Raw genomic sequence first — 25,550 nt, forward strand, 5'->3', positions numbered from 1 at the left:
CCCTAATCATAAAAGGAGAATAGACTATGAATGATGAATTTGTAAATGATGTGCTAAGAGATATGCTGGCATATCTCGATAATGGACAGGCAGAGCAGCTGCGGCGAGTGCTGAGGCATAATCTTTCCCGATATGAGATTCAGCGAAGAACCGATAGTACAGCTGAGGATGCAAGTGCAGAAAATGCACGGTTGACCGGTGCGTTTCTTTCGGCAAAGCGAATTGAAGGATGTTCCGAAAAGTCGCTTTCCTATTACCGAAAGACAATCGAAACCATGTCTGAGAAAATTGGAAAAGGGATCACGCATATTACGACCAATGATCTGCGTTCCTATTTGACCGGCTATCAGACAGAGCGAAAATCCAGTAAGGTGACGATTGACAACATCCGCAGAATCTTATCCAGTTTCTTTTCCTGGCTTGAAGATGAAGATTACATCCTGAAAAGCCCAGTACGCAGGATTCACAAGGTGAAAACGGCTGTGACTATCAAAGAAACCTACACGGATGAAGCGCTGGAAACCATGCGTGACCATTGCGATTCTCTGCGTGATCTGGCTTTGATTGATATGCTGGCATCAACCGGAATGCGTGTAGGCGAATTGGTGCTTCTCAATCGAGATGACATCAACTTTGAGGAGCGAGAGTGTGTGGTGTTTGGTAAAGGCAGCAAGGAGAGAATGGTCTACTTTGATGCCAGAACCAAAATCCACCTTCAGAACTACCTTGCACAGAGAACGGATAGCAACAACGCCCTGTTTGTATCGCTGAAAGCGCCATACGAAAGATTGCAGATTGGCGGTGTGGAATCAAGGCTGCGTGAACTTGGCAAGCGGCTTTCGCTTCCGAGAGTGCACCCGCACAAATTCAGACGAACCCTCGCTACAATGGCGATTGACAAAGGAATGCCCGTGGAGCAGCTGCAACGGCTCTTGGGGCATCAACGAATAGACACGACCTTGCAGTATGCAATGGTCAAACAGAGCAATGTAAAGATTGCTCACCGCAAATACATAGGTTAGGAGAACGAAAATATGAAAACAATTACGCTTTCAGATGTTTCAGTTAATGGTAGGGGTTATTATGGCATAGGTGCTTCTGCGGTGCCGTTTTCTGATGACCTCTACACTTACTTGCGAATAACGGATATAAATGATGATGGCACTTTGAATATGGCCGATTTGAAATCTGTTGATGACGAAAAAGCCTGCGAGTACCTATTGCAACCCAATGATATAGTCTTTGCTCGAACTGGAGCAAGTACGGGAAGAAACTACTTTTATGATGGTTCTGATGGGAAGTTTGTGTATGCGGGCTTCTTGATTAAGTTCAGCATTGACCCGTCGAAAATAAATCCAAAGTATGTAAAATACTTCTGCTTGTCACAACAGTACAAAGACTGGATTCACTCTTTCAATACCGGTAGCACAAGAGGAAACATAAATGCACAAACTCTTGGTAAAATGCCTATTCCCGAATTAGAGCGAGAAAAACAGAATGCGTTGGTGGAAATTCTGTCCTCCATTGATGCCAAGATCAAACAGAATAATGCGATAAACGAAAATTTAGTGGCTTAAAGGTCGATGTCAGAGACATCGATCTCACCGGACATCAGCTTGGGCAACAAATTATCTCTCAATATCGCAAGCGAATGATTCTGACCTTCCAAAATACGTTGCTGTGCAAAGATGGGAGCGCAAAAGTCGCTGAATTTCGCAAGAGTTTCGGCATCAGGAATAATCGCAGGGACATTTTTCATGGTGCTGCCAGATACTTCTTTGAAAGTTGATCCGGATGCCATGCCCTCAATAACCGGAAGAGTGTTTTTCAAAAAGAAGTAAACAAATGGTGTTCCTACTTCCGATTTTGGCACAACTGATTTGAAGCCTTGATTTGTCGTTACTTCTCCGGCAGCGATAGCAATATAACCTATTGGCGCACGAGATGAGAACAATACTGTTCCTTCGGGCATAATTGTTGCACTGCTATTCTTCAAACCGAGTTCGGTTATGTCATTCTCGCCATGAAAAACGAACTTCGACTTGTTGATGGATAAATCTTTCGGTGTTATCCACGCTATACCGGTCTCAGTGTAATACTCAGGCTTAGCCTTTGAGGGTGTACTGCCTCCAACAACGGTACCGAGATCACTAATTGTTCCGGTAGTCCATTCTGGATCAGCATTATCAACGAATAATTCTTGAAAATATGCCTGAGCTTGCTGCTCTAAATTTTCGTTTGAAATTTGTAGAAGGGAGGAACCTCTATGCTTAGAGATTGGAATTTTTGGTGTACCGTGATGACATCCGTTGCAGCTGTCGTTGCGATAGGTGTATCAGTCCACCAAATACGACTAAGTAATAAACAGCAACTGTTTGAACGCCGATTGAAAGCATATATGATGGCAAATAGCATTATTTCCCTTTGCAAAGAAAACTATGTTTTCCTTTCAGAGAAAAGAAAAGCAGAACCTCAGTTTGCTAATGACCTTGTTTTTGTATGGCTTACAAACAATACATATATGGAGGGGCAAGCAGAAGCCATCGAGCATCCCTTAGAACAGCCATTTCACAAGGAGCTTTTGAAAAAACGAGAAGAACTTAGAAATATGGCAATGGAATTTGAATTTATTTTCAAAGGCAATGTTGCGTCGCTTTATGGCAATTTCCTGAGAGATTACGAAAATGCATTGGCTGTAATGTATCAGTATGAGATTATTATTAGAAAAATGAAGGAAGAAAATGAAAAATATCCTCATACTTCAGAAGTGTTATCGAAAATGTTTTCAGAAGAAGAATATCGGGATAGACTGTATGATGCATTAGGTAAGCTCAAGGCATCGTATGATGCAGTGTCACAAGAAAAGAATGATAAGCAACTGAGAAAACAGCTTACATTGATATAGGGGGGCGAAAGCATATGTCAGAATTTTATACCGAAGCGGACTATGAAAACTCCGTAATCGAATTATTCCGGAACATGGGGTACAGTTACCTGTATGGCCCCGACATAGAGAGGGATTTTCGTGATCCTCTGTATGAGGAAGAACTTATTGCTTCCCTCTATCGTCTGAACCGTTCTCTGCCGGAGGACGCTATTAGTGATGCACTTTTTAAGCTAAAGAACTTTGAAAACGGCGAGTTGGTGCAGAAAAACGCTATTTTTATGGACTACCTGCAAAATGGTATTCCTGTGCGTTATTTTGAGAAAGGCGAGGAACGCTCCTCCATCGTCTATCTTGTTGATTACAAGAATCCTGACAACAACTCCTTTATTGTAGCAAATCAATGGACTTTCATCGAAAACAGCAACAAACGCCCGGATATTCTGCTTTTCCTGAATGGTATTCCGGTTGTTATTGTTGAACTGAAATCTCCGTCCAGAGAAGAAACTGACGCTTCTGCTGCATACCGGCAGCTTCGCAACTACATGAAGGAAATCCCTTCCATGTTTATCTATAACGCCATCTGCGTTATGAGCGACCAGATGACCTCCAAAGCCGGTACAATTACTTCCGGCGAAGATCGTTTCATGGAATGGAAAACGGTGGACGGAAGCTACGAGAACACGCAGTACGCACAGTTTGATACCTTCTTTGAGGGAATGTTCCAAAAGGAACGCCTGCTTGACCTGATAAAGAACTTCATCTGTTTTTCCAACGAAGGTGTGAACTCCTTCAAAATACTGGCGGGTTATCATCAGTATTTCGCCGTAAGAAAAGCAATCGAATCAACCAAACGAGCTACCGTTACCGATGGTAAGGGTGGTGTGTTCTGGCATACACAAGGCAGCGGCAAATCACTGTCGATGGTATTCTATGCCCATCTGCTTCAGGAAGCCTTGGATAGCCCGACGATTGTTGTGCTGACCGACAGAAACGATCTGGACGATCAGCTTTTCGGACAGTTTGCAAAGTGCAAGGATTTCTTGCGCCAAGACCCGATGCACGCTCAGAGCCGTGAAAATCTGCGTGATCTCCTTGCCGGTCGTCAGGCAAACGGCATTATCTTTACGACCATGCAGAAGTTTGAGGAATCTCACGAAGCCCTTTCTGAACGCAGAAATATCATCGTTATGGCAGACGAAGCCCACCGTGGACAGTATGGCTTAACCGAAAAGATTAAGATGACCAAGAATGAGGACGGCGAAGAAATCGCCAAGCGTGTTGTTGGTACTGCCCGCATTATCCGAAACAGCTTGCCAAACGCTACATACATTGGCTTTACCGGAACTCCGATTTCCTCGAAAGACCGCAGCACCCGTGAAGTGTTCGGTGATTACATCGACATTTATGATATGACGCAGGCTGTCGAAGATGGCGCAACCCGCCCGGTCTATTACGAAAGCCGTGTCATTAAGCTCAACCTGGATGAAGCTACGCTGCACATGATTGATACAGAGTATGAAATCATGGCACATAATGCTGATCCGGAAGTTATTGAAAAGAGCAAGAAAACTCTCGGACAGATGGAAGCCGTATTGGGCAACGATAATACTATCAATTCTCTGGTCTGTGATATTCTTGACCATTACGAGAATTACCGGGAAGGTCTGCTTACAGGCAAAGCGATGATCGTGGCATATTCCCGCCCGATTGCAATGAAGATCTATAAGCGGATTCTGGAGCTGCGCCCTGACTGGACGGAGAAAGTCGGTATTGTTATGACCGGCGGAAATAACGCCCCTGAAGAATGGCATGATATTATCGGCAATAAGCGACACAAGGACGAGCTGGCGAAAAAATTCAAGGACAACAACAGTCCGATGAAGATTGCCATTGTCGTTGATATGTGGTTGACCGGATTTGATGTTCCGTCCCTGGCTACTATGTATGTGTATAAGCCGATGAGCGGATATAATCTAATGCAGGCAATCGCCCGTGTCAATCGTGTGTTCCGTGACAAGGAAGGCGGTCTGGTCGTTGACTATGTAGGCATTGCTACCGCATTAAAACAGGCAATGAATGACTACACCACCCGTGATAAGAAAAACTATGGTGATACGGATGTTGCCAAAGTCGCTTATCCGAAGTTTATCGAAAAGCTCGGTGTCTGCCGTGATATATTCCATGGATTTGATTACACCAAGTTCACTACCGGAACCGATCTGGAAAGAGCAAAGACCATCAGCGGTGCGGTAAACTATATCATCGCCCGTGAAAAGGAAGAAGAAAAAGACGCCTTTATCAAGGAAGCCCTCATGCTTCATCAGGCTCTTTCTCTTTGTTCCTCTCTGGTATGTGAAGCTGATCGCTTTGAAGCGGCGTTCTTTGAATCGGTGCGTGTCCTGGTGCTGCGGCTGACAAATGCGGGAACCGGCAAGAAGATCTCTCTGCCTGAAATGAACGCTCGTATCAATGAACTTTTGAAGCAGAGCATCAAGAGCGAGGGCGTTATTAACCTGTTCTCTGATATGCAAGAGGAATTCTCTTTGTTTGATCCGAAGTTCCTTGAGGAAATCAGCAAAATGAAAGAGAAGAACCTGGCAATCGAGCTGCTGAAAAAACTGATAGCAGAACAGGTATCTATTTACCGTAGAACGAATGTGGTTAAGTCCGAAAAGTTCAGCGAGATCATGCAGAGAGCCATCAACGCATATCTGAATGGTATGCTCACCAATGAAGAAGTCATTGCAGAAATGCTGAAACTCGCAAAACAGCTGGCAGAAGCCCACAAAGAGGGCGAACAGCTCGGCCTTACAGCTGATGAGTTGGCATTCTATGATGCACTTACGAAACCGCAAGCAATCAAGGACTTTTACGAAAATGAAGAATTGATTGCGATTACAAAAGAATTGGCAGATACACTTCGCAAGAATAAGACGATTGACTGGCAGCGTAAAGAGTCTGCTCGTGCCAAAATGCGTACTCTCATTAAGCGGCTATTGAAGAAACATAAATATCCGCCGGAGGGTATGGATGATGCTGTTCAGACTGTAATGACACAGTGCGAGCTTTGGACAGATAATGTGATGGAAGTCTAATCTATGGTGTATCGCCTTATCATATAGGGATGGAAACGATGGAACGAAAAGAACTATTTGAATGGGCAAAAGAAATCTATGGAGCAGAACCGGATTACCCGTGGAATGACTGGAATTGCGTTTTGCGCCATAAGAACAATAAAAAGTGGTTTGCGTTGGTGGTTGAAATCAATGCAAGAAAGCTGGGATTAGCAGAAGATAAAACGGTTGATGTTCTGAACATCAAGTGCGATCCGATGATGATAGGTTCACTGCGTATGAAAGAGGGATTCTTCCCCGCCTATCACATGAACAAAGAGAATTGGATCAGCATTCTTCTCGATGGTACAGTCTCAGCAGATGAAATCAAGCCCTTGCTGGAATTGAGTTATCAACTGACCCGGTAACGCAAGCGAAACGGCAGATGGGTTTTAGGAGGTGCGATATGCAGATACATTATTTTCAGAGATACCACTCCAAAGAGAATGTGGATACCTCAAACACCATGCTGATGCTTTCTCGTTTGTATAACTATAACGCCGATAAGTTCTTTTCTATGCTGAACAGCCTTATTCTTGGAGAGGACGAAAGCTCGGAAATCACATTTGATTTGCAGGTCGTTGGTGACGATAGCGTTCCGGATGCGGTTATCAGCCAAAAGAGCTTCAAAATAGTGGTGGAAACAAAGCTCTACAATCAGTTTTATAAGCAGCAGCTTGTAAATCATCTGGAGCAGTTTGGCGCTGAGGATATAAAGGTTTTGCTCACCCTTGACCCCAAGCCGATGAAACCGCAACTGTTTGATGAACTGGCGGTTGAACTGAAAAAGTATAATAGTGAAAATGCAACCTGGCTTATCCATCCGATTAAGCACGTCAACTTGACATTCGAGCAGCTTGTGAACGCTATGGAGGATATTGTTGACGATAGAGATACGGAAATCATCGCCGTTTTAGACGATTTCAAGAAGTATTGCTTTGATGAAAAGCTGATACCGGATGGCTATAAATGGATGAGAGCAATCGTAGCCGGTACAACTTTTCAGGACAATATGGATTTGGATTTGTTCTATGACCAGGAATCCCGCAACTTCTCGGAACATGGATATATCGCCTTGTATAAGGACAAGAGTATCCGTGCCATTGGTAAGCTGAAAAAGACCGTCATCGCAGTTGAAAATAACGGCAGCATGACCTATCGTGCCGAAAGCGGAGCCGAACCTACCGCAGATGAGATTGAACGAATCAATGAGGCAATCCATCGTGCAGATCATTATGGCTATAACCTTCGGACGATTAGCCATAGATATTTTATCGTTGAAAAGTTCTACCCGATGGACTTTAGAAAAAGCAGTAAGAACCCGATTCAAAAAAGCAAGTTCTTCAATCTTGCTGATATGTTCGGATATAAAACAATGCCTAACACCGATGTAATCGCAAATGATCTGAACGGTCGGACTTGGGAGGAGTTTTAATTCGATTCGGAAGGAGGTCGCAATGGAGTATTTAGAGCAAGTACACTTATTCGCCACAAAGTGGATTGAGAAATTTAAGGATCAGAAAATCAGCTACATAGAGCTGGTTGACCATTACCTGGCTGATGATTGTCAGGCATTGGGATTCCAGATGGATTGCGGCCATGCCTTTTCAGAAAAATATGGCAATGCAGCAAGCAGCTGTGATGCGCTAAATCGTATCATTGACGAGGTCACAGACATCAAACTGCTTGGATCGGCAATCTATTCCCAATGGCGATATTTTAATCATTGGGCATACGATGCCGCAGACATCTTGAAGCCCGAAAATCGTTCGTGGTTTATTCTGGCATTGAGTCGCCTTGCCCTGCTTTCTGGCGAGAATCCCTTCCTGTTCAAAGGAGAACTTAGAAAGATTCACATTGTTTCAAACCGGCTTGGTTATGGCCCTTGCCCGGAACCGGATGAAGAAGTTGAGCAACACATAACCCTTAATTCAAAAGGACAGGTGTGGTTTTCTTCGTATATTTTCGGACAGCGCAGAGATGGTCGATACGAAAAAGCCCACAGTCAGAATCTGAAAATTGATAAAGCGGCTTCCGACAAAATCTTTTCTGCGTTTACAGAGTATTTCAGCAATGGGTACGATGAGGTTTTAGCAACGGATATTGGAAACTGGAATATGGAGCTGACCAATACCGCAGGAAATGTCTATAAGTTCAGCGGTTCGTTATGCTCGTCTTTTGAAGTGGACGGAATTGACCTGTCAGATCTGCTTCGTGATAGCTTGAAAATGCCTGATTTGTATGCCTTTGATGGAAATAATAAGCCTGATATGGTGAATCGAATTGAAGTAAATTATCATCGAATCACAAAGATTAAGCCAAAGGTTCCTATTTCAGAACACGCAGAATACGCTGTCTGGGATTACACAGAGTCTTTAATTGTGGACAGAGAGAGCGAAAGTATTGAACACATTCAGAATATCGGTTCTGGGTGCTCTGTAAGCAGAAAATACAAAGTTGAGGGCGGGATTGAAAGCCTTCTTGAAGATATGGATGCGGAAAGTATCTTTGACCATATAGAAGGAAATCCGGAGAATGTAGTGATTAATCCGCTTGAAACCATAGACTACACCATTAAGGTTGTTTCTCAAAAGGGCAATGAAAAGCTCATTCAGGGAACCTACGATAAAAAGGGGCTTCCGGACGATTGGGCGGAGTTTATGGAGTCAGTCTTTGAATTTATGTCTTTCTATGGGTGGGGCGAAATTATGAACCCATCTGTGTATGGGAAGGTACGGCGCTGTGACGATGATATTATCTATTGCAGCGTAGAGTTTGAAGATGGGTGCAAGAGCTACTATTATATTTCGGATGACGATTCTATTCAGGTGGGCGATTTCGTGATCGTTCCTGCTGGCAAAGATAATCACGAAGCAGTAGTCGAAGTCGTAAAGAAAGAATACTTTACGGAGGAAGATGTGCCTTTGCCGATGGACAAAACAAAACACATTATCAGAAAATGTACGGATGCTGATTTTGACCTTCCGGATGATGAGCCTGTTTGACCTCCTGATGACAACTAAAAAGTCCACCAGTCATGATGCACTGCGCATCGTACTGGTGGACTTTTTCTGTAAAGATATAAAAATAGATATTCATATATCGCCATAACTAATGTCGTTATCGTAGGCATGAAGATCTTCTTTCAGAAAATCTGCTTTACGAATATACATCGAATTTACCAGCTCCCCTTTTTCATGGAGCAGGCTGAATTTGTAATCTAATAACGCTGCCGGTACATAGAGCATTTTAGCAGTTTCAAAAAATGTGTGTTCCGAAAGGCATTCCAGAACTTCCTCATCTTCTAACAGAAGCTCTGCCGCAAAGAAGTTTGCTTCGTTTTCTTCGATTGATTTATCATCAAACACTTCCATTTCTTGAAAGCCGTGCATCATGGCAATTTTCGTATGCAGGACAGCGTGTCCTAATTCATGTGCGACTAAGATACGTTCCAGGATACCGTTCACATTGTGATCTATCACGATATTCTTCTGTCTGGACTGGTAATAGAAGAAGCCCTTCAATTTCTTCTGTAAATCGTAATAATGGATTTTGATACCTAACAGCTGACACAACTCGTAAGGGTCTCTGGTGTGATATTTTCGCACAAGCTTATCGACAGTTTCAATGATATGCTCTGCCGTTTTCATTTGCTTCACCTCCGAATCGCACACAGAAAACAGATTCTGTGCTTGAGGATTTTACTCTTTATCTTTATGCTTTCTGTATTTCTTCGGAGTGTACTTTTCCCGTGCTGTTTTCTTAGAGTCCATATAAACTGACATAATCGCCTGGAAGAATACATCTTTTGCGTCCTCGTCCAATTCTCCACCGGCAAACAGAGAATTTACACGCCCCAGCACTTCCTGAGCTTCTTTTGCTCCCTTAGAACCGAAGTTTTCCTTTGCCTCTAAAATAAACATATCCTGATCTATATGGCTCTGGCTGTCTGTTTCAGATTCGTCCAAAAGATAGGACACAGAGATATGCAGCGCTTCAGCAAGCTTTCTGATGTTGCTTTTTCTGGGAAGTGTTCCGAGCTGCTCATAGGTGTAAAGGGATCTTTCAGAGATGCCGGTCATCTGGGCAAGCTCCGTTTGAGATAGGTTCATAGCCAAACGAGCTTCTTTAATTTTTTCTCCAAATGTCATGGTACTGTCCTTCCTTTCAAAAAATATTTATTCGTAACTTCCGATTATTTGTTGACAAACTTCTGGAAGATGTTATAATGAGAATCAGAACAGAAGTTTTAGTTCCACTTAATTATATATCGGAACTTTTATAAAGTCAAGAACTTCCGATTCTTGCTTCTGTTTTTTTATCATACATCGGAAGTTATAGTCATTCTTGTCCCATGGTATTTGTTTCCCTTTAGCCAAGCGACAGGAGTTAGAAAGGAATTCTTATTTTATGGATTAGGCTGAAAGGAGATTCTGAATGAGCAGATATAATACACAGGTATTAAGCAATATTCGAATGCTTTGCCGGATGCAGAACATTGACGAGAAGGTTCTGTATGAAAGAGCAAAGCTGATTTTATCCATATATCGAGAGGTGTGCTGGTCTACCATTGATCGTGCGAATGATGTATGTGATACCCTTATTTGTACTTACGGTGATAGCTTAGATGGTGCATTGATTTATCTGGAGAACTTTGCTCCGGATGAAGCGAGAGAACGATTTGAAGAACGTATTCGCAGCTTATTCGAGACAAAGTGGATCATTGAACTGGTAGATATGGCTATGTTGAAAATCAGAGAATATCCGGATAAAGGCGCTCTGTACTGTGAGATTATCTCAAAGGCATATCTCAATCGCTTCAAGTACAAGGAATCAGAAATGCTGGAGGTTCTGAATATGGAACGCAGCACCTACTATGACCGAAAGAAAGAAGCAATTCTGTTATTTGGTCTGTCACTTTGGGGAACAGCCATTCCTAAATTGAAAGATTTCCTGGAAAGTGCCAGGGAGGAAGAAGCCTTGTGTTATTGTGAGTGCTAAGACAGGATTTTAGTCCGACTAAAATCCGATGAAAATACGACGGTTTCCCTACTGAAAGTCCGACTTGTCCAGTGTTAAAATGGCTATGCTGGGAGATAGCGGCATAAAATTGAATAGAGAGAGTTACGCCTCGTGCCTGTAATGGGTACGGGGCTTTTTTAATACCTGCCTATCTTCCTTCATTTTAACACAAAGGCATGAACGAGAGCTTGGAGCAATTTACTCCGGCTCTTTTTTTATGCCTGCAAGGAGGACAGGCAAATGGCAAAGGGCATTGAGAATCGGGCACGATCTCCTCCTGCTGTTTTTGATTTTGCAACTTCACAAATTCAAAAACACGGAGGAACGAAAATGTATTACGACTTGGTTGAAAGCGGAAAAAGAATTAAAGCCTTGAGAAAGAAACATGGGCTTACACAGGAACAGCTTGCGGAGCAGTTGGGCGTTGCTGCAAACTCCATTGCACGAATTGAAACCGGCAACAGAGGTATCTCTATTGATTTGGCAATCGAATTGGTTGTGCGCTTTGACACAACCCTTGATTACATATTTTTAGGTCGTGAATAACCTCAAAACTATACCTACGAGGCAATAAAAACTTGCATGAGGAACAGGTACAATTTAGATACAGCCAAAGAAAATCGGCTGCTTGATCCTTGAAAACTGAATACACAGTCATCGAATACGTTCCTGTTGCCGGTGCGAGAGCATCAGCCACATCAGCGGTACGCCGTGACGTATCGGACAGAGAAACAGAACGACTTTCTTCTATAAATTAAGCAGTTGTCTCTCTCCCGATGCCAGCGATCAATACTGGCTTGTAAATATTGGGTTGCTCCCAATACGGCCATGAAAGCAACAGGATTAAAGATACTTCTCTACGGAGCTGGCGGAGAACCCGGCAGAGGTTAGATTCCTATGGAACTGATTCGCAATCAGTCGTTCGGTGATTCCCTGAGGGCGTAAGCCCTCTTTCCCAGGGGTGCGTGGCAAATATGGGACACATAGACTTTTGGACTGACTGCCTGATTCCTTTCGGGCAGTCAGTTATTACATACCCAACGAAAGGAGGTCATGGCACATGATGAAAGAAAATTGGGTATATTGCCGTGGTGATATTTATTGCGCCAATCTGGACCCGGTAGTTGGGTCGGAACAAGGCGGCATCCGTCCGGTTATCGTCATTCAGAACGATACCGGTAATAAACACGCTCCCACATTGATTGTGGCAACGGTCACCACCAGAATCCATAAGAAAGCGAATATGCCGACGCACTTTGTTATTTACGACAATCCTGCATTCAAAGAAGCGTCCGTTGTTCAGTTAGAACAGATTCGCACCATTGATAAAAGCAGGATTGATAATTACTTAGGTAAGGTAACGCCCCGTGAAATGGTAGCGATTGAGAAAGCCTTATCCGTCAGTCTGGCAATGGAGCAGCTGAAAAAGCGTCCCACAAAACATAAAGCAAAGAGAACGAAGGAGTGAACATAAATGTTTGAAGAAAGAATCGCTGCCATGAATCAGCGCACCGAAGAAGCGATGGCTACTAACGCAGTTCAGTTTGATAAGAGAACCTATACGGTTGATGAGATTCAGGATATTCTGGGCATCAGCAGAACCAGTGCATACAACCTTGTGAAAAAGAAAGTTTTTCACAGTGTCCGCATTGGCGGCAGCATCAGAATCTCCAAAAAGAGTTTTGATGAGTGGTTGGATCATCAAATGTAAGATTTGTCAAGGGTGTCGTACAACCCGGCGACAAACTTCAAAACATATTGAGAGTTCGATAAAATGTAGCCATGACAAGAAACACATGGCTACATTTTTTACATAGGAGGTTGTACGATGGCGGAAATGAGAAAACGCACGAGTATGTCTGTTCCGGAAATGGGCAGGATGCTCGGTCTTGGTAAAACGGAGTCATACTGGCTCATTAAGAAGAATTACTTCAAAACCATTCTTGTCGGCAACACCATGAGGGTGATGATCGACAGCTTTGAAGAATGGTATGCCAATCAGTTCAAATATCAGAAGGTCGATGGAACCCCTCCCGGAGAGGAACTGAAGAAAACTACATATTCAATGGAGGAGCTTGGACAGCGCCTTGGGCTGAAAGAAGCGACTGCTTACGAGCTGGTTGCCAAAGGGCATTTTGATGTGGTTGATGTCCTGGGCAAGCGCAGAGTGACCAAGGAGAGCTTTGAAAGATGGTATGCTTCTCAAACCGATTACCGCACGGTAGAGGATCAGGAACTGGATGCAGATATTATGGCATCCACCTACGGTCTGCCGGAAATGGCAAGAATGCTTGGGGTACATCGTCAGACCATTTACTATATCGTTGCCAATGAAGATTTTGAGCTTATCAAGGTTGGCAGATATAAGCGAGCTACCAAAGAGAGCTTTGAAAAATGGTATCAGAATCAGACCCGCTACCAGTTAGCGGAAGATAGACAGGAAAGGAGCTGATTACATGGCATCTATTGTTAAGAGAAAAAAGAAGTATTCTGTGGTTTATACATACACCGATGAGAACGGCAACAAGCGTCAGAAGTGGGAAACCTTTGAAACGAATGCCGAAGCAAAGAAAAGGAAGTTGCAGGTTGAATATGAGCAGGAGTCCGGAACCTTTATTCCCCCTTCTGCTAAAACCGTCAACGATCTTTTGGATGAGTATATGTCAATCTATGGTGTGAACACATGGGCGATGTCTACCTATGAAAGCAGAAAGAGCCTGATTGCAAACTATATTCGTCCCCTCATCGGTGATATGAAGCTGGAGGATGTCACACCGAGAATCATGGACAAGTATTACCGAGATTTGCTTTCTGTCAAAGCGGTTTCTTCTAAGTATGTAAAAGCCCGTACAGAATATCTGACTCCGCATACTGTCCGAGAGGTTCACAAGACATTGCGAAATGCTTTCAATCAGGCGGTCAAGTGGGAATTGATGACCAGAAACCCTGTGGAGCACGCTACACTGCCGAAGGAAGAACACAAGACCAGGGACATCTGGACGGCAGAAGTGCTCCAGAAGGCTCTGGAAGCCTGTGACGATGATATTCTTCGTCTGGCTATTAACCTTGCCTTCTCCTGTTCCCTGCGAATGGGCGAGCTTCTGGGGCTTACCTGGGACTGTATTGACATTTCCCCCACCAGTATTGAACTTGGTCAGGCAAGCATCTTCGTTGAAAAGGAGTTGCAGAGAGTAAATCGTGAAGCGATGGCAGATCTGGACGGTAAGGACATCATGTTCAAGTTCCCGCCGACCTTCGCCAGTACGCATACGGCATTGGTTCTCAAAACTCCTAAGACCAAAACAAGTGTCCGCAAGGTATTCTTACCGAAAACCGTAGCGGAAATGTTGGTACAGCGAAAGGCTGACATTGAAGAACTGAAAGACCTTTTTGGTGACGAATTCGTAGACTTCAATCTGGTTTTCTGTTCTTCCAATGGCAAGCCGATTGAGGGGCAGGTTATCAACCGTGCTTTCAATAAGCTGATTGAGGAGAAAGGACTGCCGAAAGTGGTTTTCCATAGTCTCCGACATTCCAGTATCACTTACAAGCTGAAGCTGAACGGCGGCGATATGAAATCCGTTCAAGGCGATTCCGGTCATGCACAGGTCAAAATGGTAGCGGATGTTTACTCCCATATTATCGACGATGACCGCAGACTGAACGCTGAAAGAATGGAAGCTGCGTTCTACTCAGGCAGACAGGCAACGCCTGAGCCGGTTCAACCGGCTGCAACGGAAAGCTCCGCTGATGATAAAGAACTTCTTCTGAAGCTTCTGCAAAATCCGGAAATGGCAGCACTCCTGAAGTCGCTGGCAAAAACATTATAATAACTGCAAGGGCAGATCCTTTTACATAGCTGCAATAGCTGTAAAAGGGTCTGCCCTTATTTTTTGTTTTGGAGGTCAACGAGTATGGATAGAATCTTTATGGACGAGTATTACGAGCATCTGAGAGCTGACAATATCGAGGGATTTTCCAAGGAACGGAACGACGAATATGTTGGCAGAGCTGAGGAATACGAAGCAGCGAAGTCGGCATTGCTTGAAGGATTGGGACTTGAGCATTTGTTTGACCATAGCCATGAACTGACTCCGAAAGAGAAGGAAATCTGGATGCTGTTCGATAGGGTTTATGTAGCAGAGCTTCTGGCAAGGGATGCTTTTGCCAAGGGTGCTTATATGCTCGGTGCTGAGGATAGAGAGATCATGCTGAAATAAAAAAAGACCTGCTTCGGCGGGTCTAAATTACATAGAATCATTGAGTCTGAAAAAACCTTTGAAATTCTTAATAATACTGGTTGAAAAAACCATCTTGAAATGATATATTAAACAGACTGAAATCTGTGTCTAAGGACACCAGCACCCCCACACGGGAATGAATAGGATTTCCTATCATTTCGCATCACGAGAAGTTACATAGTGACATTTACTTGCACTTGCAACGTCCACCGAAAATCGAAAGCCTTGCTAATTTCGAGCCAATCGGACGGTGTAAAATCCCTCTGAATTAGCTATCGCAGCATAGTATCAGATGGGATTTGAAATGCTGAAAAACCTTGTATTTCCAAGCATTTTTAAGCATTAGATGTCACTTCCCGATGTCGTATCGGGTCTACTCCTAAGCGGAAGGCCAGCGGTTCGAATCCGCTCAGGAACATTGGATGAAACGCCGAAAGCCGGATTTTGCTGGTTTTGGGCGTTTTTGTTTTTGGTGAACCTTTTAAAATCTGCTAATAAAATTGTACCTGCTAATACGAGTTGAATGGTTTTGGGCAGTTTTTCCATCTTCAAAAGAGCACCCTTGGCGGATAAGGCGTACAAAAATAATTGTTGGGGAGAAGCAAATGGAAAAATTTGTAGAAGTACATGGATATAAAAACTTTGTATATTGTTATGGTCAAGGCTCTATTACCTTGGTGCTTTTGTCTGGGTCAGGAGTGCCTTTTCCGAGCCTGGAATACAAAACTCTAGCGAAAGCATTAGCCAAAACCTATCAAGTTATTGGGATTGAAAAGTTAGATTACGGGCGTAGTGATTTGACCGAAAACAACCGCCAGCGCCTTAGTTGAGCAATTCTTAAAAGAACAAAAAATTTCCGAAAAGGAAAAAAATGAAATTGAAGATTTAGCATTTCGCAATTTAGCTAACCAAAATTGGATTAGCGAAGCTGAAAACTTGAGAAATGCGATTGGGCTGGTAGAACAGAATAATCCATATTTGCAGATTCCAATGCTATTCTTTTTATCAAACGGAGAGGGTACGGCACTTAAAAAAGAGAGTTGGATAAAGTATGCTTTACAATATTTAGATAAGATAAGGGGTTCACAATACGAATTATTTGACTTTCCACATAACTTGTATAAGTTTGTATATCAGGAAATCGCCCAATTATCAAGAAACTTTATATCGAAACATATAGAATAAGGGGCAAGAAAAAAGAGACGGAAAATTGTAACAATCAAAAGTTGTAAGGGAGGAATAATGTGGAACGCTTGAAAAGCTATTGCGCAGATGTATGTTTTATAGATGGTTTAGAAACATTTATAATTTCCCCCTCGAAGTTTGATGATATTCTAAAAGATAACGAACTTTTAAAATACTTGAAAAAATCAAATAAGGATATAGTTCCTTTTATAAATATATCAAGGGAAGTTGGTACAAATAAAATATATCTTGCATTTGTAAATTTGCCCGCTAAAGTAGAACGGTTTCAATGGTTACCGGTACATTGCTATAAAAACGGAAATCAATTTTACCACGTTTATTATAGAAATACATGGATGTGCAGAGCGTGCAAACACATAATGAATAAACCAATCGTCATGCCAATGGTGGAGGTTGATTCAACAATTTACAATCAGTGTGAACGCAAATATCCTGATATTCCTTCGATTTTCCAAAAAGAAAAATGCCCGAAATGTGGCATGGTATTACAAAATCATTTGATTATCATTGAGTAACACAACTTCCAGTTTGACAAACTGGAAAATTAGAAGTTGTAAGGGAGAAATCGCGCGGGCAGAAAAGAAATGACAACGGAAGATTTAATGACTGTTATCAGTCTATTGCAAAATTCAGGGATAACATGTGCTTGATGTTTTAATTTTTGATCATATATCAGAATAGCTTGGAAAGGAAATATATTATGGCAGAGATAAGCAGCAACGTAACTCCATGGTCTGAGAACATCATAAAAAGTTACCAATGGTTGGATGAATGCTTACAAAAGCAGCCTTCTACGGAAAAAGAATTTCAACCTGCATGGCAAGCGTACAAATATCTGCTATGTGGCAAAATGTACGCCTACATCGGCATTGATGACAGAAACGGACGTCCTATAATAACTTTGAAATTGGAACCTGTCTTCAGTGATATGCTACGAAGCAAGTATGAGGATATCGTGCCAGGTTACTACATGAACAAGATGCATTGGAGCACAATATATCTTGATGGTAATATTCCACAAGATGTACTTTCAGATATTGTGTATGCTTCTTATAAATTGGTACGTTCATCGTTAAGTAAAAAGGCACAGAAGAAAATGCTGGAAAAGTAGAGAACGTTAATTGTTGCTAATATAAGCAGCAAATTAGAATTTGTGGGGGAATCCACACAGATAATCCGTTTGACTCCTCCCCATTTGCGAAGAAAAATATTGGAGTTTTTTCTTGCTATTTTATGTATTATCCGGTATGATAAGACAAAATTTGAAAATAGAGGACTTTATGGACACCGCCATGGATGACGCTGCCCGGATTATCCGATATAAGTGTATATTTTATGACATTATATACGCGCGGCCTGCGTCTTTTTAAGATGCTGGGCCGCGCATTTTTCTCTGTTTTCCGGTAACAAGGGGATGAATTTACAAACAACAAGGAGACACTTATGAAGAGAAGCAGGCTATGGCTTTTATTTCCCATACTGTCAGTCTTTATGATTATTTTTGCTTTCTGGCTTTCACGTCAGGAAGGGAGTTACAAACAGACCACGGAACTTTCTTTTGAACCTGTCCAGGATACATTCACGATAGAACTTCAGGCCGAAGGAAAATATATGGAGCCTTATGTGAGCGATGGGGACGCAGAGTTAATGTGGGAAAGTGCAACGGGAAACGGGAAAAGCTATTTAAGAATTAAAGGAAAGCTCCCGGAGCATCGGCTTGGAAAGCCGGTTGCGCTGCGTATCGAGAGCGACTCAGGAAATAAAATCAGGGAAATGGAAATACTGTCCGCCAGCGGGATATCCGCGGCTGGCTGCCAGATTGATGTGGTGAAAGACGATACCTGGCCGCTCTATGTTGGTTTTTCCCTCGCATTAATTGCCGCCATGGCGTTTTTGCTGGCCGGAAGCTTTGGAGTGAAAAAGAAGAGGAAGAAGTTTGCTTATGCGTTAGAGCTGGCGGAGGGATTGAGGAATGATCCGTCAGCCGGGGACTGTTTTGAGGAGGGACAAAGATACTTTCTTGCAGTTGAGAGAATGTGTATTGTGGATACTCTATCGGGGATGATTTTCGTATGGATTTCGGTCCTGTGGGTTTACAGGCGGTCTTACAGTCCGGGCTGGTCTCGGGCAATCAGCTGGTTTTTGTTTGCAATGGCCGCATTTTTCATAATTACTTATTTTCTGCGAATTTACAGAAACCGGATAATGCTGCGCCCGCTGCTTTACGAAAACCGTCCTTTAAGCGCTTCTACGGCCTGCTTGCTGTCCGGAATCAATGGAATCGGAAATATGAAGGAACGGGCGAATTCCTTGCACAATGCCGCGGTGGGATTATACCGCAGTGGCCGGGTCAGAGAGGCTCTGAGACTGGAAGATTTGGCATGGAAGCTGGCAGGAAAGCATAAAGGCGCCATGCTCTGTTTCCTGCACAGCGATCTGCGTAGCGCCTGCCTGCGTTGTTTGAGAGAGGAACAAGCGGCTGAAAGAGAAGAGCTAAAGCTGGAGATTATGCTTGAGGAGACGCCGTGGCTCTGTAAGAATAGAGATATTCAGATGCGTTCACTGTCCGCAAAGATTCGCGGTCTGATAAGTGGAGGTGATTTGGAGCAGGCTGAAATAGAAGGGAACTATTATTTAGACCGCTGCCACAATGATTACCACCGCCTTCCTATGTTAGCTATGATAGCAGAGGTGAAGGAAATGCTTGAAAAGCCCCTGGAAGCGGCTGACTTACGGAAACGTCTGCTCAGGTACAGTCCTGAAAATCATGAGGTCTTAAAGGCTATGGCCTACGGCCCCTGTACTTATTCATATACCAGGCTGAAGGCGCATGATTTTACCGGAATTATATTACGAGCGGCTTACGTTCTGGCTGTCATGTTTTTTCTGTTTCAACTGACAGACGGCGCAGCCCACTCCAAAGGACAGGAAGGCAGTCCTGTTTACATAGAAACGGAAATGTCCTCGTCTGCCGGGATAGACAAAAAGGAAACTACACTGTCTGCTCTGAAAGAAACGGCGTCCGAGGAACCGGTGGATTCCATAGTTAGGAAGGCGGCGGATTGCGAAAAACGAGATTTACACGCGGCACGGGAGGCGCTTTACGGATATGGAACTGCAGCAATATTTTAATAGTTGTAGTTATCAAATCCACAGTAGGCGCTATTTTATAAAAATCAATAAGCATGGGAATATACAAAAAGGAGTTTTTATGAAAGTGAAAAAAGTTCTGGGAATCATAATGTGTATATTGGGAGTGGTTTTGGTTATTATTGAGATTCTATTGAAAATGAAAGAAAGTATGTCCATATCTGTTATAGGCGGTGCAGATGGGCCGACTTCTATATTTTTAGCTGGCCGAATAGGCGGGAATCTATCTATCTTAATAATTATTGTAGGAGTGATTCTTATGGTTATAGCAGGATTCATTCTTTTTAACCGTAAGCACTGACTTCCGATGCTCTTTCTTCTTATAGGTTTGTTTGATATAATTGGCTCAATCAGAAATAGCGGAGGTGGTGTAATATAAATGAATGGTTCTGTACTGATACAATCCTTAAAACAGTTATGGGGTATTATTGTGCTGGAATATAAATACCGCGGCAATCTTCCCAGTATTGAAAGCTATCATCCGCAGGTGAAATATGCGTTGCCCTTTAACGGTGAGTGGGTGGTTGCAAATGGCGGGGTAACTGAAAAAACCTCCCATTCCTGGGAGATACCGACGCAAAGATATGCGTATGATTTTGTAATCCTGGATAGCGCCGGCAGCAGCTTTCAGGGAGAAGAGACAGAAGCAGGCTCCTTTTATTGTTATGGCAGGGATATTTTAGCTCCGGCAGACGGCACAGTGGCGGAAATTTGTACCGGGAATCCGGATAGCAGGATCACGAAGAACAGGACCGCCTCATGCAATGCCCGCGATATTCGGGGAAATTACGTTCTGATTTGTCATTCTGCGGATGAATACTCCTTGCTGGCACACCTTAAACCGGACAGTATACAGGTGTCTGTGGGACAATCCATAAAAAAGGGAGAAAAGATCGCTGAGTGTGGAAATTCGGGGAATACCTCGGAGCCACATCTCCATTTTCAGGTGCAGTTGGGAAAAAGCTTTTATTCCTCTCCCGGGCTTCCGATTGAATTTGAAAATATTATAGTGAAGAAAACCCCGAATTATGAAAAGTTTGATGATAGATGCTTGGAGGAATATAGTGAAAATTATTATCCGCCATATATCGGAGTTGGGCAGATGGTCCGGCAGGGTAACTAAATAGCGCAGTAGGTTAAGAGGAGGACTTTATGAAACAATTTGTACTGTATGCATTATTAAAGGCGTTCGTGATTTCTGTTGGCTTTGATTTGGTGTGTATGATTTATGGGGTAATATCCGGCGATCCTTACAGAATAACCTTAGCGGGAGGAGTAATATGTTTCCTGGTATTGTTCTTTGTTGAACTAATTGAGTGCTTATGGAAGAACCGAAAGAAGTAACAGATCACTATTTTGATAAATTGCAATTTGAGAGGTGTGGCAAATTATGAAGATGCCCCAAGAAAATATTGATATAATTATGTTTGCCCCTTGCGGAATGAATTGCAAGGTTTGTTATAAACATTGTTACCATAAAAAACCATGCGCTGGTTGCCTGAACAGTGATAAGGGAAAGCCGGAACATTGCCGCAAATGCAGAATAAAGGATTGTATAAGAGAAAAGCACCTGTCTTATTGCTATGAATGTTCCGAATATCCATGTAAGCTTATTAAGAATCTTGAAAAAAGCTATAAGAAGCGGTATCAGGCAAGCCTTATCGAAAATAGCCGTTTTGTTCAAGCCTATGGTTTAGAGCAATTCATGGTACACCAAAAAGAAAAATATACGTGTTCCAAATGTGGTGGCATTATTTCCATTCATGACAGAGAATGCAGTGAATGCCAGGAAAAAATGACATAGTAAATAGCAGAGTTTATGGATCAGGAAAATAATATAAAATACAAGGGAGAATTGTTTTTTGAAATGAGGTAAAACAATATGGAGTTTATTCGATTAACAGACAGCAATCATGCCATGTATCATCAGGCGATGGATCTATACAAGGCCAGCTTCCCGATTCATGAGCAAAGGGAAAGTCATGTACAAACCTGTATTATGGGAAATGAAGCATATCATTATTAATTTGATTTATGAGAACAATAGGTGGGTTGGTATGATTCTTTGTTGGGAGACGGAAGAATTTATCTATATTGAGCACTTCTGCATCCTGCCGGAAATGCGTGGTAAAAAGTATGGGCAGAAGGCATTGGAGCTTTTAGGTGGGGAGCGAAAAACAGTCATTCTTGAAATTGCCCCTCCCATTGATGATGTGTCCGTTCGTCGTAAGCGATTTTATGAGCGTTCGGGATATCAGGCTAATAGGTTTGCCCATGTTCACCCGCCTTATAAGAAAGGCTTTAAAGGGCATGATCTTGTTGTGATGTCCAGTCCAGATCAACTGTCGGAAGCAGAGTATCGTGCTTTTAACAGTTATTTAAGTTCGGTAGTCATGAAACGCTGTCTCATTACAAAATCTTCCTATTAAAGATAATCCAACCTTACCTCATTTTACCAATCACTTTGTAAAATCCTCTCATCTTTATCATAAAATGAATTCCGAATCGTTCCATATTGCGATCCGCCCCGATCTATGGCATAATTTGTAATAAGTGCGTTACAGAGGAAAATGCTTCCGGCGCGTTGGGGCCGGGCGGGGATTATGAGGTAGCAGATGAAAAAGATACGGTATACGCTGTTTGTGGCGCTGGCGGCGCTGACGCTGCTCTTGCCTGTGATATTTAGTACGCTGGACCGGCGTTTCTCCACCAGCGGGGTGGAGACTGCCCAGGCGTTTCCGGAACTGACGGGGAAGGCGCTTTTAAACGGCGAGGCCCAGACGGAGTTCGAGCAGTATGTCCAGCAGAATCTTCCGGGTAAGCCGTTGATGGTCCGCCTGCGCAATCAGATTACATTTTCCGTGCTTCACACGACGCCCAACAACAATTACAGCATGAACGCTGACAAGAATCTGTTTACCTGGGGGAACGTGAGCTATTATATGCAGTATAATGAGCCGGTGACGGAAACCTATATCCGGGAACTGGTGGATAAAATTGAGCGGCTGCAGGAGCTGGCAAACCAAAACGGAATCCAGCTGTTTGTGTTTGTGACCCCCTGCAAGATCCGCTACTGTGAGGATGAGCTGCCCTGGGTGGACCGGGTGATGGCGCCCCGGCAGGGCGTGGGGGACTACGACCGCCTGATGAGCGCCCTTGCGGACAGCAGCCTGAATTATTTTGACAGCATCGCTTATATCGACCAACACAGGGACGAGTTTGATTCCCGGGTTCCCCTGTTTTACCGGACAAGCGTCCACTGGTCTGTGTACGTGGGAAATGTGGTGGGCGCTGCTTTTGGGGAATTTCTGGAGGAGAAAAGCGGCTATAACCTGCCCGAGATGCGCGTTACCGCGCGGCCCTGCCAGGAGCCGGTCGTCCCGGACGCCGATGCCTTCGACACCTTTAATCTTCTGCAAAAGCCCTATGATCAGTATTACGAGCCGGTCATAGAGGTTACAGATGCGTCTACGGACGCTCCAGGTATGCTTTGCCGGGGCGGAAGCTTTATGGGGCAAAGCCTGTCCGCCATCGTGCGCCACGGGTATTTCGGGAAGGACGTGTATATGGAAAACGATCAGATTTTCACGGGAAATTTCGGGGAACGGGTCATTTTCCACGATTACAATGAGGTGGACATGGAGGCGTATTTTAAAGACATTGATTTGCTGGTTCTGGAGGTCAACGAACCGTCCATCAGCGGAATGAGCTTTGGTTTTATCGACTATGTGCTGGAACACCCGCAGGTGCTTGACCAGACGGAACAGAAGGGGGAATAGCTGTGGTATTTTCATCTCCGGTATTTTTATTTCTGTTCCTTCCGGTGACGCTTGCGCTGTACGCGGTGGCGTCCGCACAGGGGATTCGGGTCAGGAACACGGTGTTGCTGTTCTGCTCCATCTGTTTTTACGCCTACGGGGGCGTGTCCTATCTGGGATTGCTCCTGATGTCCGTGTTGGTGAACTGGGCGGCCGGTTTGTGGCTGTCCCGCCTGGAGGACGGAAGAGGGCGCAGGGCGGTATTTCTCGCGGGCCTGGCTTACAATATTGGAATTCTGGTGATCTTTAAATACTTGAATTTATTCGGCGACACGGCGGCCTGGATCGCCGGGAAGCTGTCGGGCCGGGCGGTGGAATCGATCATACCGGCCATCGCCCTTCCAATCGGGATTTCATTTTTCACCTTTCAGATCATGTCCTACCTGATTGACGTCTACAAGAAGACGGTTCCCTGCCAGAAGAATGTGGCCGACCTGGCGCTGTACGTGATGTTGTTTCCTCAGCTGATCGCCGGTCCCATCGTGCGATATTCCGATGTGGAGCGGGAGATCGGCTTCCGCCGGACCGGGCTTGGGGACGCCTACGAGGGCGCATTCCGTTTTATGGTGGGATTTATTAAGAAAATTCTGCTGGCGAACGCCATGGGCAAGGCGGCTGATCTGGCGTTTGTGCTGGAACCGGGAAGAGGCGCGCTCTACGCCTGGGTCGGGGTGATTTGCTACGGCCTTCAGATTTACCTGGATTTCTGGGCTTACTCTGATATGGCCATCGGATTGGGGCGGATTTTTGGGTTCCATTTTCTGGAAAATTTTAACGATCCGTATATTTCAAAGAGTATCAGCGAGTTCTGGCGGCGGTGGCACATCTCGCTGTCCACCTGGTTCCGGGATTATGTGTACATTCCGCTGGGAGGCAGCCGTGAGGGGCTTTGGAAAAACTGCCGCAATTATCTGGTCGTGTTTGCCCTCACCGGGATCTGGCACGGGGCCAGCTGGAATTTTCTGCTGTGGGGCCTGTACTTTGCGGCGTTTCTGATTCTGGAAAAGCTGTGGCTTAGAGCGTGTCTGAAAATTCATTCCCGCCATCTGCACACCCCACTTCGCGGTATATTTGGTCCCAATTCGGTCAACGTAGCCCGCTACGCCTCCCTCATCGGGACCAAATCTCCCACAAAGTGGGACGTACATCTGACGGAAAGCAATTTTCAGACACGCTCTAGGGCCGTGCTGGAGCGGCTGCCCGCCATATTGCGCCACATTTATGTGCTGCTTGTGGTCGGGATCGGCTGGGTGCTGTTCCGGGCCGATACCATGGCTGCGGCTGCGGGATTTTTGGGGGACATGTTCTCCCTTACGCTCATGGGGACTCATGAGCGGGAGCTTGCGGAGCTGCTGTGCGGGGGTAAATTCCTGTTGCAGTTCGCGGTGTCCGTCCTGTTCTGCACGCCCGTGTTCACCAGGCTGCACGACTCCCTGGAGGAGCGGCGTCTGGGCGGGATTGGGGACGGCATCGTATTGCTGTTTTTTATGCTGGCGGTCTGCGAGATGATGGCCAGCGGTTATAATCCGTTTATTTACTTCCGGTTCTGACCGGTTAATTTAAGGAATGGGCTGAAAACGGTCGGACCGATGCGTCAGGGCGGGAGGAGAAGTTTTGGGATAAACTGGAAATCGGCAGGGATAATATCCGGGATTCTGTCATGTGAAAAAGGTTCCGTTAAAGATACTTCCGTCCATATCGTAGAGCTCCCTCAGCGGAATCCTCAGCCCGTCCTCCATCAAAAGGCACTGCCCGTACAGATCCAGCTTCTTTACCCGTCCGGTGACGCTGACATAAGCGCCGCCGGATTTTTTAGCGTCCGGCTGAAAATAAGTGACGGTGATCTCCGGATGAGCGGGCAGCATTTCCTGAATCATCCGGAGCTTTTCATCCAGAACCGCCTTGGCGTTCTCGTCCAGCTCGGCCCGCTCATCCGTCAGCCGGGCGGTTTCCAGGATGGCCGCCTCATGTCCGGCGAGGGCGGCGAAGGGGGAAAACTGGGCCGCCCGGTCTGCGGCCGGCATCGGTGGATGGGCCGTGGAGACGTGGTGGGGAAGGTGGATGATATCGTCGTATCGGTGGGAATCCGCGTCATGTTGATTCATGTTGTTCT

General features: G+C 44.5%; 29 protein-coding genes and 2 pseudogenes. 25 read left to right on the forward strand and 6 right to left on the reverse strand.

Translation table 11 applies throughout. The annotated features are described in order from the left end of the window. The first annotated feature begins 26 nt into the window (after positions 1-26). Complete coding sequence (gene xerA, locus ACK2JC_RS14180) at positions 27-1,022, forward strand: site-specific tyrosine recombinase/integron integrase (protein ID WP_368271229.1); 996 nt, start codon at positions 27-29, stop codon at positions 1,020-1,022. A gap of 12 nt (positions 1,023-1,034) precedes the next feature. Further along, positions 1,035-1,577, forward strand: a complete 543-nt coding sequence (locus tag ACK2JC_RS14185; protein ID WP_411338506.1) for a restriction endonuclease subunit S — start codon at positions 1,035-1,037, stop codon at positions 1,575-1,577. On the opposite strand, the gene ACK2JC_RS14190 is transcribed toward ACK2JC_RS14185, so the two are convergent. Beyond that, positions 1,574-2,284 (reverse strand): restriction endonuclease subunit S, encoded by a 711-nt coding sequence (locus ACK2JC_RS14190; protein ID WP_411338518.1) that lies wholly within the window; start codon positions 2,282-2,284, stop codon positions 1,574-1,576. The genes ACK2JC_RS14185 and ACK2JC_RS14190 overlap by 4 nt on opposite strands. Between ACK2JC_RS14190 and ACK2JC_RS14195 the strand changes: the two genes are divergently transcribed. Genes ACK2JC_RS14195 through ACK2JC_RS14215 form a run of 5 tightly spaced genes read left to right on the forward strand, consistent with a single transcriptional unit; the run spans position 2,267 to position 9,005 of the window. Then, complete coding sequence (locus ACK2JC_RS14195) at positions 2,267-2,905, forward strand: hypothetical protein (RefSeq protein WP_368271227.1); 639 nt, start codon at positions 2,267-2,269, stop codon at positions 2,903-2,905. The two genes, ACK2JC_RS14190 and ACK2JC_RS14195, sit on opposite strands and share 18 nt — an antisense overlap. A gap of 14 nt (positions 2,906-2,919) precedes the next feature. Continuing rightward, complete coding sequence (locus ACK2JC_RS14200; protein ID WP_368271226.1) at positions 2,920-5,982, forward strand: type I restriction endonuclease subunit R; 3,063 nt, start codon at positions 2,920-2,922, stop codon at positions 5,980-5,982. A 38-nt stretch (positions 5,983-6,020) separates the two neighbouring features. Further along, on the forward strand, positions 6,021-6,368 hold the full coding sequence (locus ACK2JC_RS14205; RefSeq protein WP_128132383.1) for an MmcQ/YjbR family DNA-binding protein: 348 nt from the start codon (positions 6,021-6,023) through the stop codon (positions 6,366-6,368). A gap of 38 nt (positions 6,369-6,406) precedes the next feature. Next, complete coding sequence (locus tag ACK2JC_RS14210; RefSeq protein WP_368271225.1) at positions 6,407-7,435, forward strand: hypothetical protein; 1,029 nt, start codon at positions 6,407-6,409, stop codon at positions 7,433-7,435. A 22-nt stretch (positions 7,436-7,457) separates the two neighbouring features. Next, complete coding sequence (locus ACK2JC_RS14215) at positions 7,458-9,005, forward strand: hypothetical protein (RefSeq protein ID WP_368271223.1); 1,548 nt, start codon at positions 7,458-7,460, stop codon at positions 9,003-9,005. 90 nt (positions 9,006-9,095) lie between these two features. On the opposite strand, the gene ACK2JC_RS14220 is transcribed toward ACK2JC_RS14215, so the two are convergent. Together ACK2JC_RS14220 and ACK2JC_RS14225 are read right to left on the reverse strand one after the other, a co-directional pair. Then, complete coding sequence (locus ACK2JC_RS14220; RefSeq protein ID WP_195395613.1) at positions 9,096-9,650, reverse strand: ImmA/IrrE family metallo-endopeptidase; 555 nt, start codon at positions 9,648-9,650, stop codon at positions 9,096-9,098. A 51-nt stretch (positions 9,651-9,701) separates the two neighbouring features. Further along, positions 9,702-10,151: a helix-turn-helix domain-containing protein gene (locus ACK2JC_RS14225; protein WP_002304411.1), complete on the reverse strand. Its 450-nt coding sequence runs from the start codon at positions 10,149-10,151 to the stop codon at positions 9,702-9,704. Between the two features lie 286 nt (positions 10,152-10,437). Here ACK2JC_RS14225 and ACK2JC_RS14230 point away from each other — a divergent pair, with 286 nt between their 5' ends. From ACK2JC_RS14230 to ACK2JC_RS14260, 7 genes are all read left to right on the forward strand, one after another. Continuing rightward, positions 10,438-11,001: a hypothetical protein gene (locus tag ACK2JC_RS14230; RefSeq protein ID WP_195395612.1), complete on the forward strand. Its 564-nt coding sequence runs from the start codon at positions 10,438-10,440 to the stop codon at positions 10,999-11,001. 261 nt (positions 11,002-11,262) lie between these two features. Beyond that, complete coding sequence (locus ACK2JC_RS14235; protein WP_368271222.1) at positions 11,263-11,568, forward strand: helix-turn-helix transcriptional regulator; 306 nt, start codon at positions 11,263-11,265, stop codon at positions 11,566-11,568. Between the two features lie 514 nt (positions 11,569-12,082). Beyond that, complete coding sequence (locus ACK2JC_RS14240; protein WP_008791988.1) at positions 12,083-12,490, forward strand: type II toxin-antitoxin system PemK/MazF family toxin; 408 nt, start codon at positions 12,083-12,085, stop codon at positions 12,488-12,490. Between the two features lie 6 nt (positions 12,491-12,496). Next, complete coding sequence (locus ACK2JC_RS14245) at positions 12,497-12,733, forward strand: helix-turn-helix domain-containing protein (protein ID WP_008791989.1); 237 nt, start codon at positions 12,497-12,499, stop codon at positions 12,731-12,733. Positions 12,734-12,850: 117 nt separating this feature from the next. Then, positions 12,851-13,474, forward strand: coding sequence for a helix-turn-helix domain-containing protein (locus ACK2JC_RS14250; protein WP_008982548.1), 624 nt, complete (start codon positions 12,851-12,853; stop codon positions 13,472-13,474). A 4-nt stretch (positions 13,475-13,478) separates the two neighbouring features. After that, a complete protein-coding gene (gene xerC, locus ACK2JC_RS14255; RefSeq protein WP_002304423.1) occupies positions 13,479-14,852 on the forward strand; it encodes a tyrosine recombinase XerC in 1,374 nt (457 codons plus the stop codon). Positions 14,853-14,936: 84 nt separating this feature from the next. Further along, positions 14,937-15,242 (forward strand): hypothetical protein, encoded by a 306-nt coding sequence (locus tag ACK2JC_RS14260; protein ID WP_368274751.1) that lies wholly within the window; start codon positions 14,937-14,939, stop codon positions 15,240-15,242. Between the two features lie 363 nt (positions 15,243-15,605). Here the strand turns inward: ACK2JC_RS14260 and ACK2JC_RS14265 are convergent, their stop codons facing one another. Further along, complete coding sequence (locus ACK2JC_RS14265) at positions 15,606-15,815, reverse strand: hypothetical protein (protein WP_368271221.1); 210 nt, start codon at positions 15,813-15,815, stop codon at positions 15,606-15,608. Between the two features lie 53 nt (positions 15,816-15,868). Between ACK2JC_RS14265 and ACK2JC_RS14270 the strand changes: the two genes are divergently transcribed. The 11 genes and pseudogenes from ACK2JC_RS14270 to ACK2JC_RS14320 form a co-directional block, all read left to right on the forward strand. Then, positions 15,869-16,093 (forward strand): alpha/beta fold hydrolase, encoded by a 225-nt coding sequence (locus ACK2JC_RS14270; protein ID WP_368271220.1) that lies wholly within the window; start codon positions 15,869-15,871, stop codon positions 16,091-16,093. A gap of 414 nt (positions 16,094-16,507) precedes the next feature. After that, positions 16,508-16,984 (forward strand): hypothetical protein, encoded by a 477-nt coding sequence (locus ACK2JC_RS14275; protein WP_118754264.1) that lies wholly within the window; start codon positions 16,508-16,510, stop codon positions 16,982-16,984. Between the two features lie 185 nt (positions 16,985-17,169). Then, on the forward strand, positions 17,170-17,580 hold the full coding sequence (locus ACK2JC_RS14280; protein WP_007705980.1) for an MmcQ/YjbR family DNA-binding protein: 411 nt from the start codon (positions 17,170-17,172) through the stop codon (positions 17,578-17,580). A 332-nt stretch (positions 17,581-17,912) separates the two neighbouring features. Continuing rightward, a complete protein-coding gene (locus ACK2JC_RS14285) occupies positions 17,913-19,601 on the forward strand; it encodes a serine/threonine protein kinase (RefSeq protein ID WP_368271219.1) in 1,689 nt (562 codons plus the stop codon). Beyond that, positions 19,546-19,920, forward strand: a complete 375-nt coding sequence (locus tag ACK2JC_RS14290) for a sodium ion-translocating decarboxylase subunit beta (RefSeq protein ID WP_368274977.1) — start codon at positions 19,546-19,548, stop codon at positions 19,918-19,920. The genes ACK2JC_RS14285 and ACK2JC_RS14290 overlap by 56 nt, the downstream gene beginning before the upstream one ends. A 78-nt stretch (positions 19,921-19,998) precedes the next feature. Continuing rightward, entirely contained in the window at positions 19,999-20,742 is a 744-nt protein-coding gene (locus ACK2JC_RS14295) for a M23 family metallopeptidase (protein WP_368271218.1), read from the forward strand. 29 nt (positions 20,743-20,771) lie between these two features. Then, on the forward strand, positions 20,772-20,963 hold the full coding sequence (locus ACK2JC_RS14300; protein ID WP_024736699.1) for a hypothetical protein: 192 nt from the start codon (positions 20,772-20,774) through the stop codon (positions 20,961-20,963). A gap of 46 nt (positions 20,964-21,009) precedes the next feature. Beyond that, a complete protein-coding gene (locus ACK2JC_RS14305; protein ID WP_276953065.1) occupies positions 21,010-21,423 on the forward strand; it encodes a DUF3795 domain-containing protein in 414 nt (137 codons plus the stop codon). Positions 21,424-21,676: 253 nt separating this feature from the next. After that, a complete protein-coding gene (locus tag ACK2JC_RS14310; RefSeq protein ID WP_320936571.1) occupies positions 21,677-22,048 on the forward strand; it encodes a GNAT family N-acetyltransferase in 372 nt (123 codons plus the stop codon). Positions 22,049-22,234: 186 nt separating this feature from the next. Next, on the forward strand, positions 22,235-23,398 hold the full coding sequence (locus ACK2JC_RS14315; RefSeq protein WP_320936570.1) for an alginate O-acetyltransferase AlgX-related protein: 1,164 nt from the start codon (positions 22,235-22,237) through the stop codon (positions 23,396-23,398). Positions 23,399-23,886: 488 nt separating this feature from the next. Further along, a pseudogene (locus ACK2JC_RS14320) lies at positions 23,887-24,567 on the forward strand (MBOAT family O-acyltransferase); the annotation flags it as partial. Here the strand turns inward: ACK2JC_RS14320 and ACK2JC_RS14325 are convergent. Together ACK2JC_RS14325 and ACK2JC_RS14330 are read right to left on the reverse strand one after the other, a co-directional pair. After that, a pseudogene (locus ACK2JC_RS14325) lies at positions 24,508-24,768 on the reverse strand (DUF6783 domain-containing protein); the annotation flags it as partial. The pseudogenes ACK2JC_RS14320 and ACK2JC_RS14325 sit on opposite strands and share 60 nt — an antisense overlap. A gap of 327 nt (positions 24,769-25,095) precedes the next feature. Beyond that, positions 25,096-25,542: a hypothetical protein gene (locus ACK2JC_RS14330; protein ID WP_320937106.1), complete on the reverse strand. Its 447-nt coding sequence runs from the start codon at positions 25,540-25,542 to the stop codon at positions 25,096-25,098. Positions 25,543-25,550 lie beyond the last annotated feature (8 nt).

It is taken from the genome of Enterocloster lavalensis, from assembly GCF_046603895.1.
GTDB classification, from domain to species: domain Bacteria; phylum Bacillota; class Clostridia; order Lachnospirales; family Lachnospiraceae; genus Enterocloster; species Enterocloster lavalensis.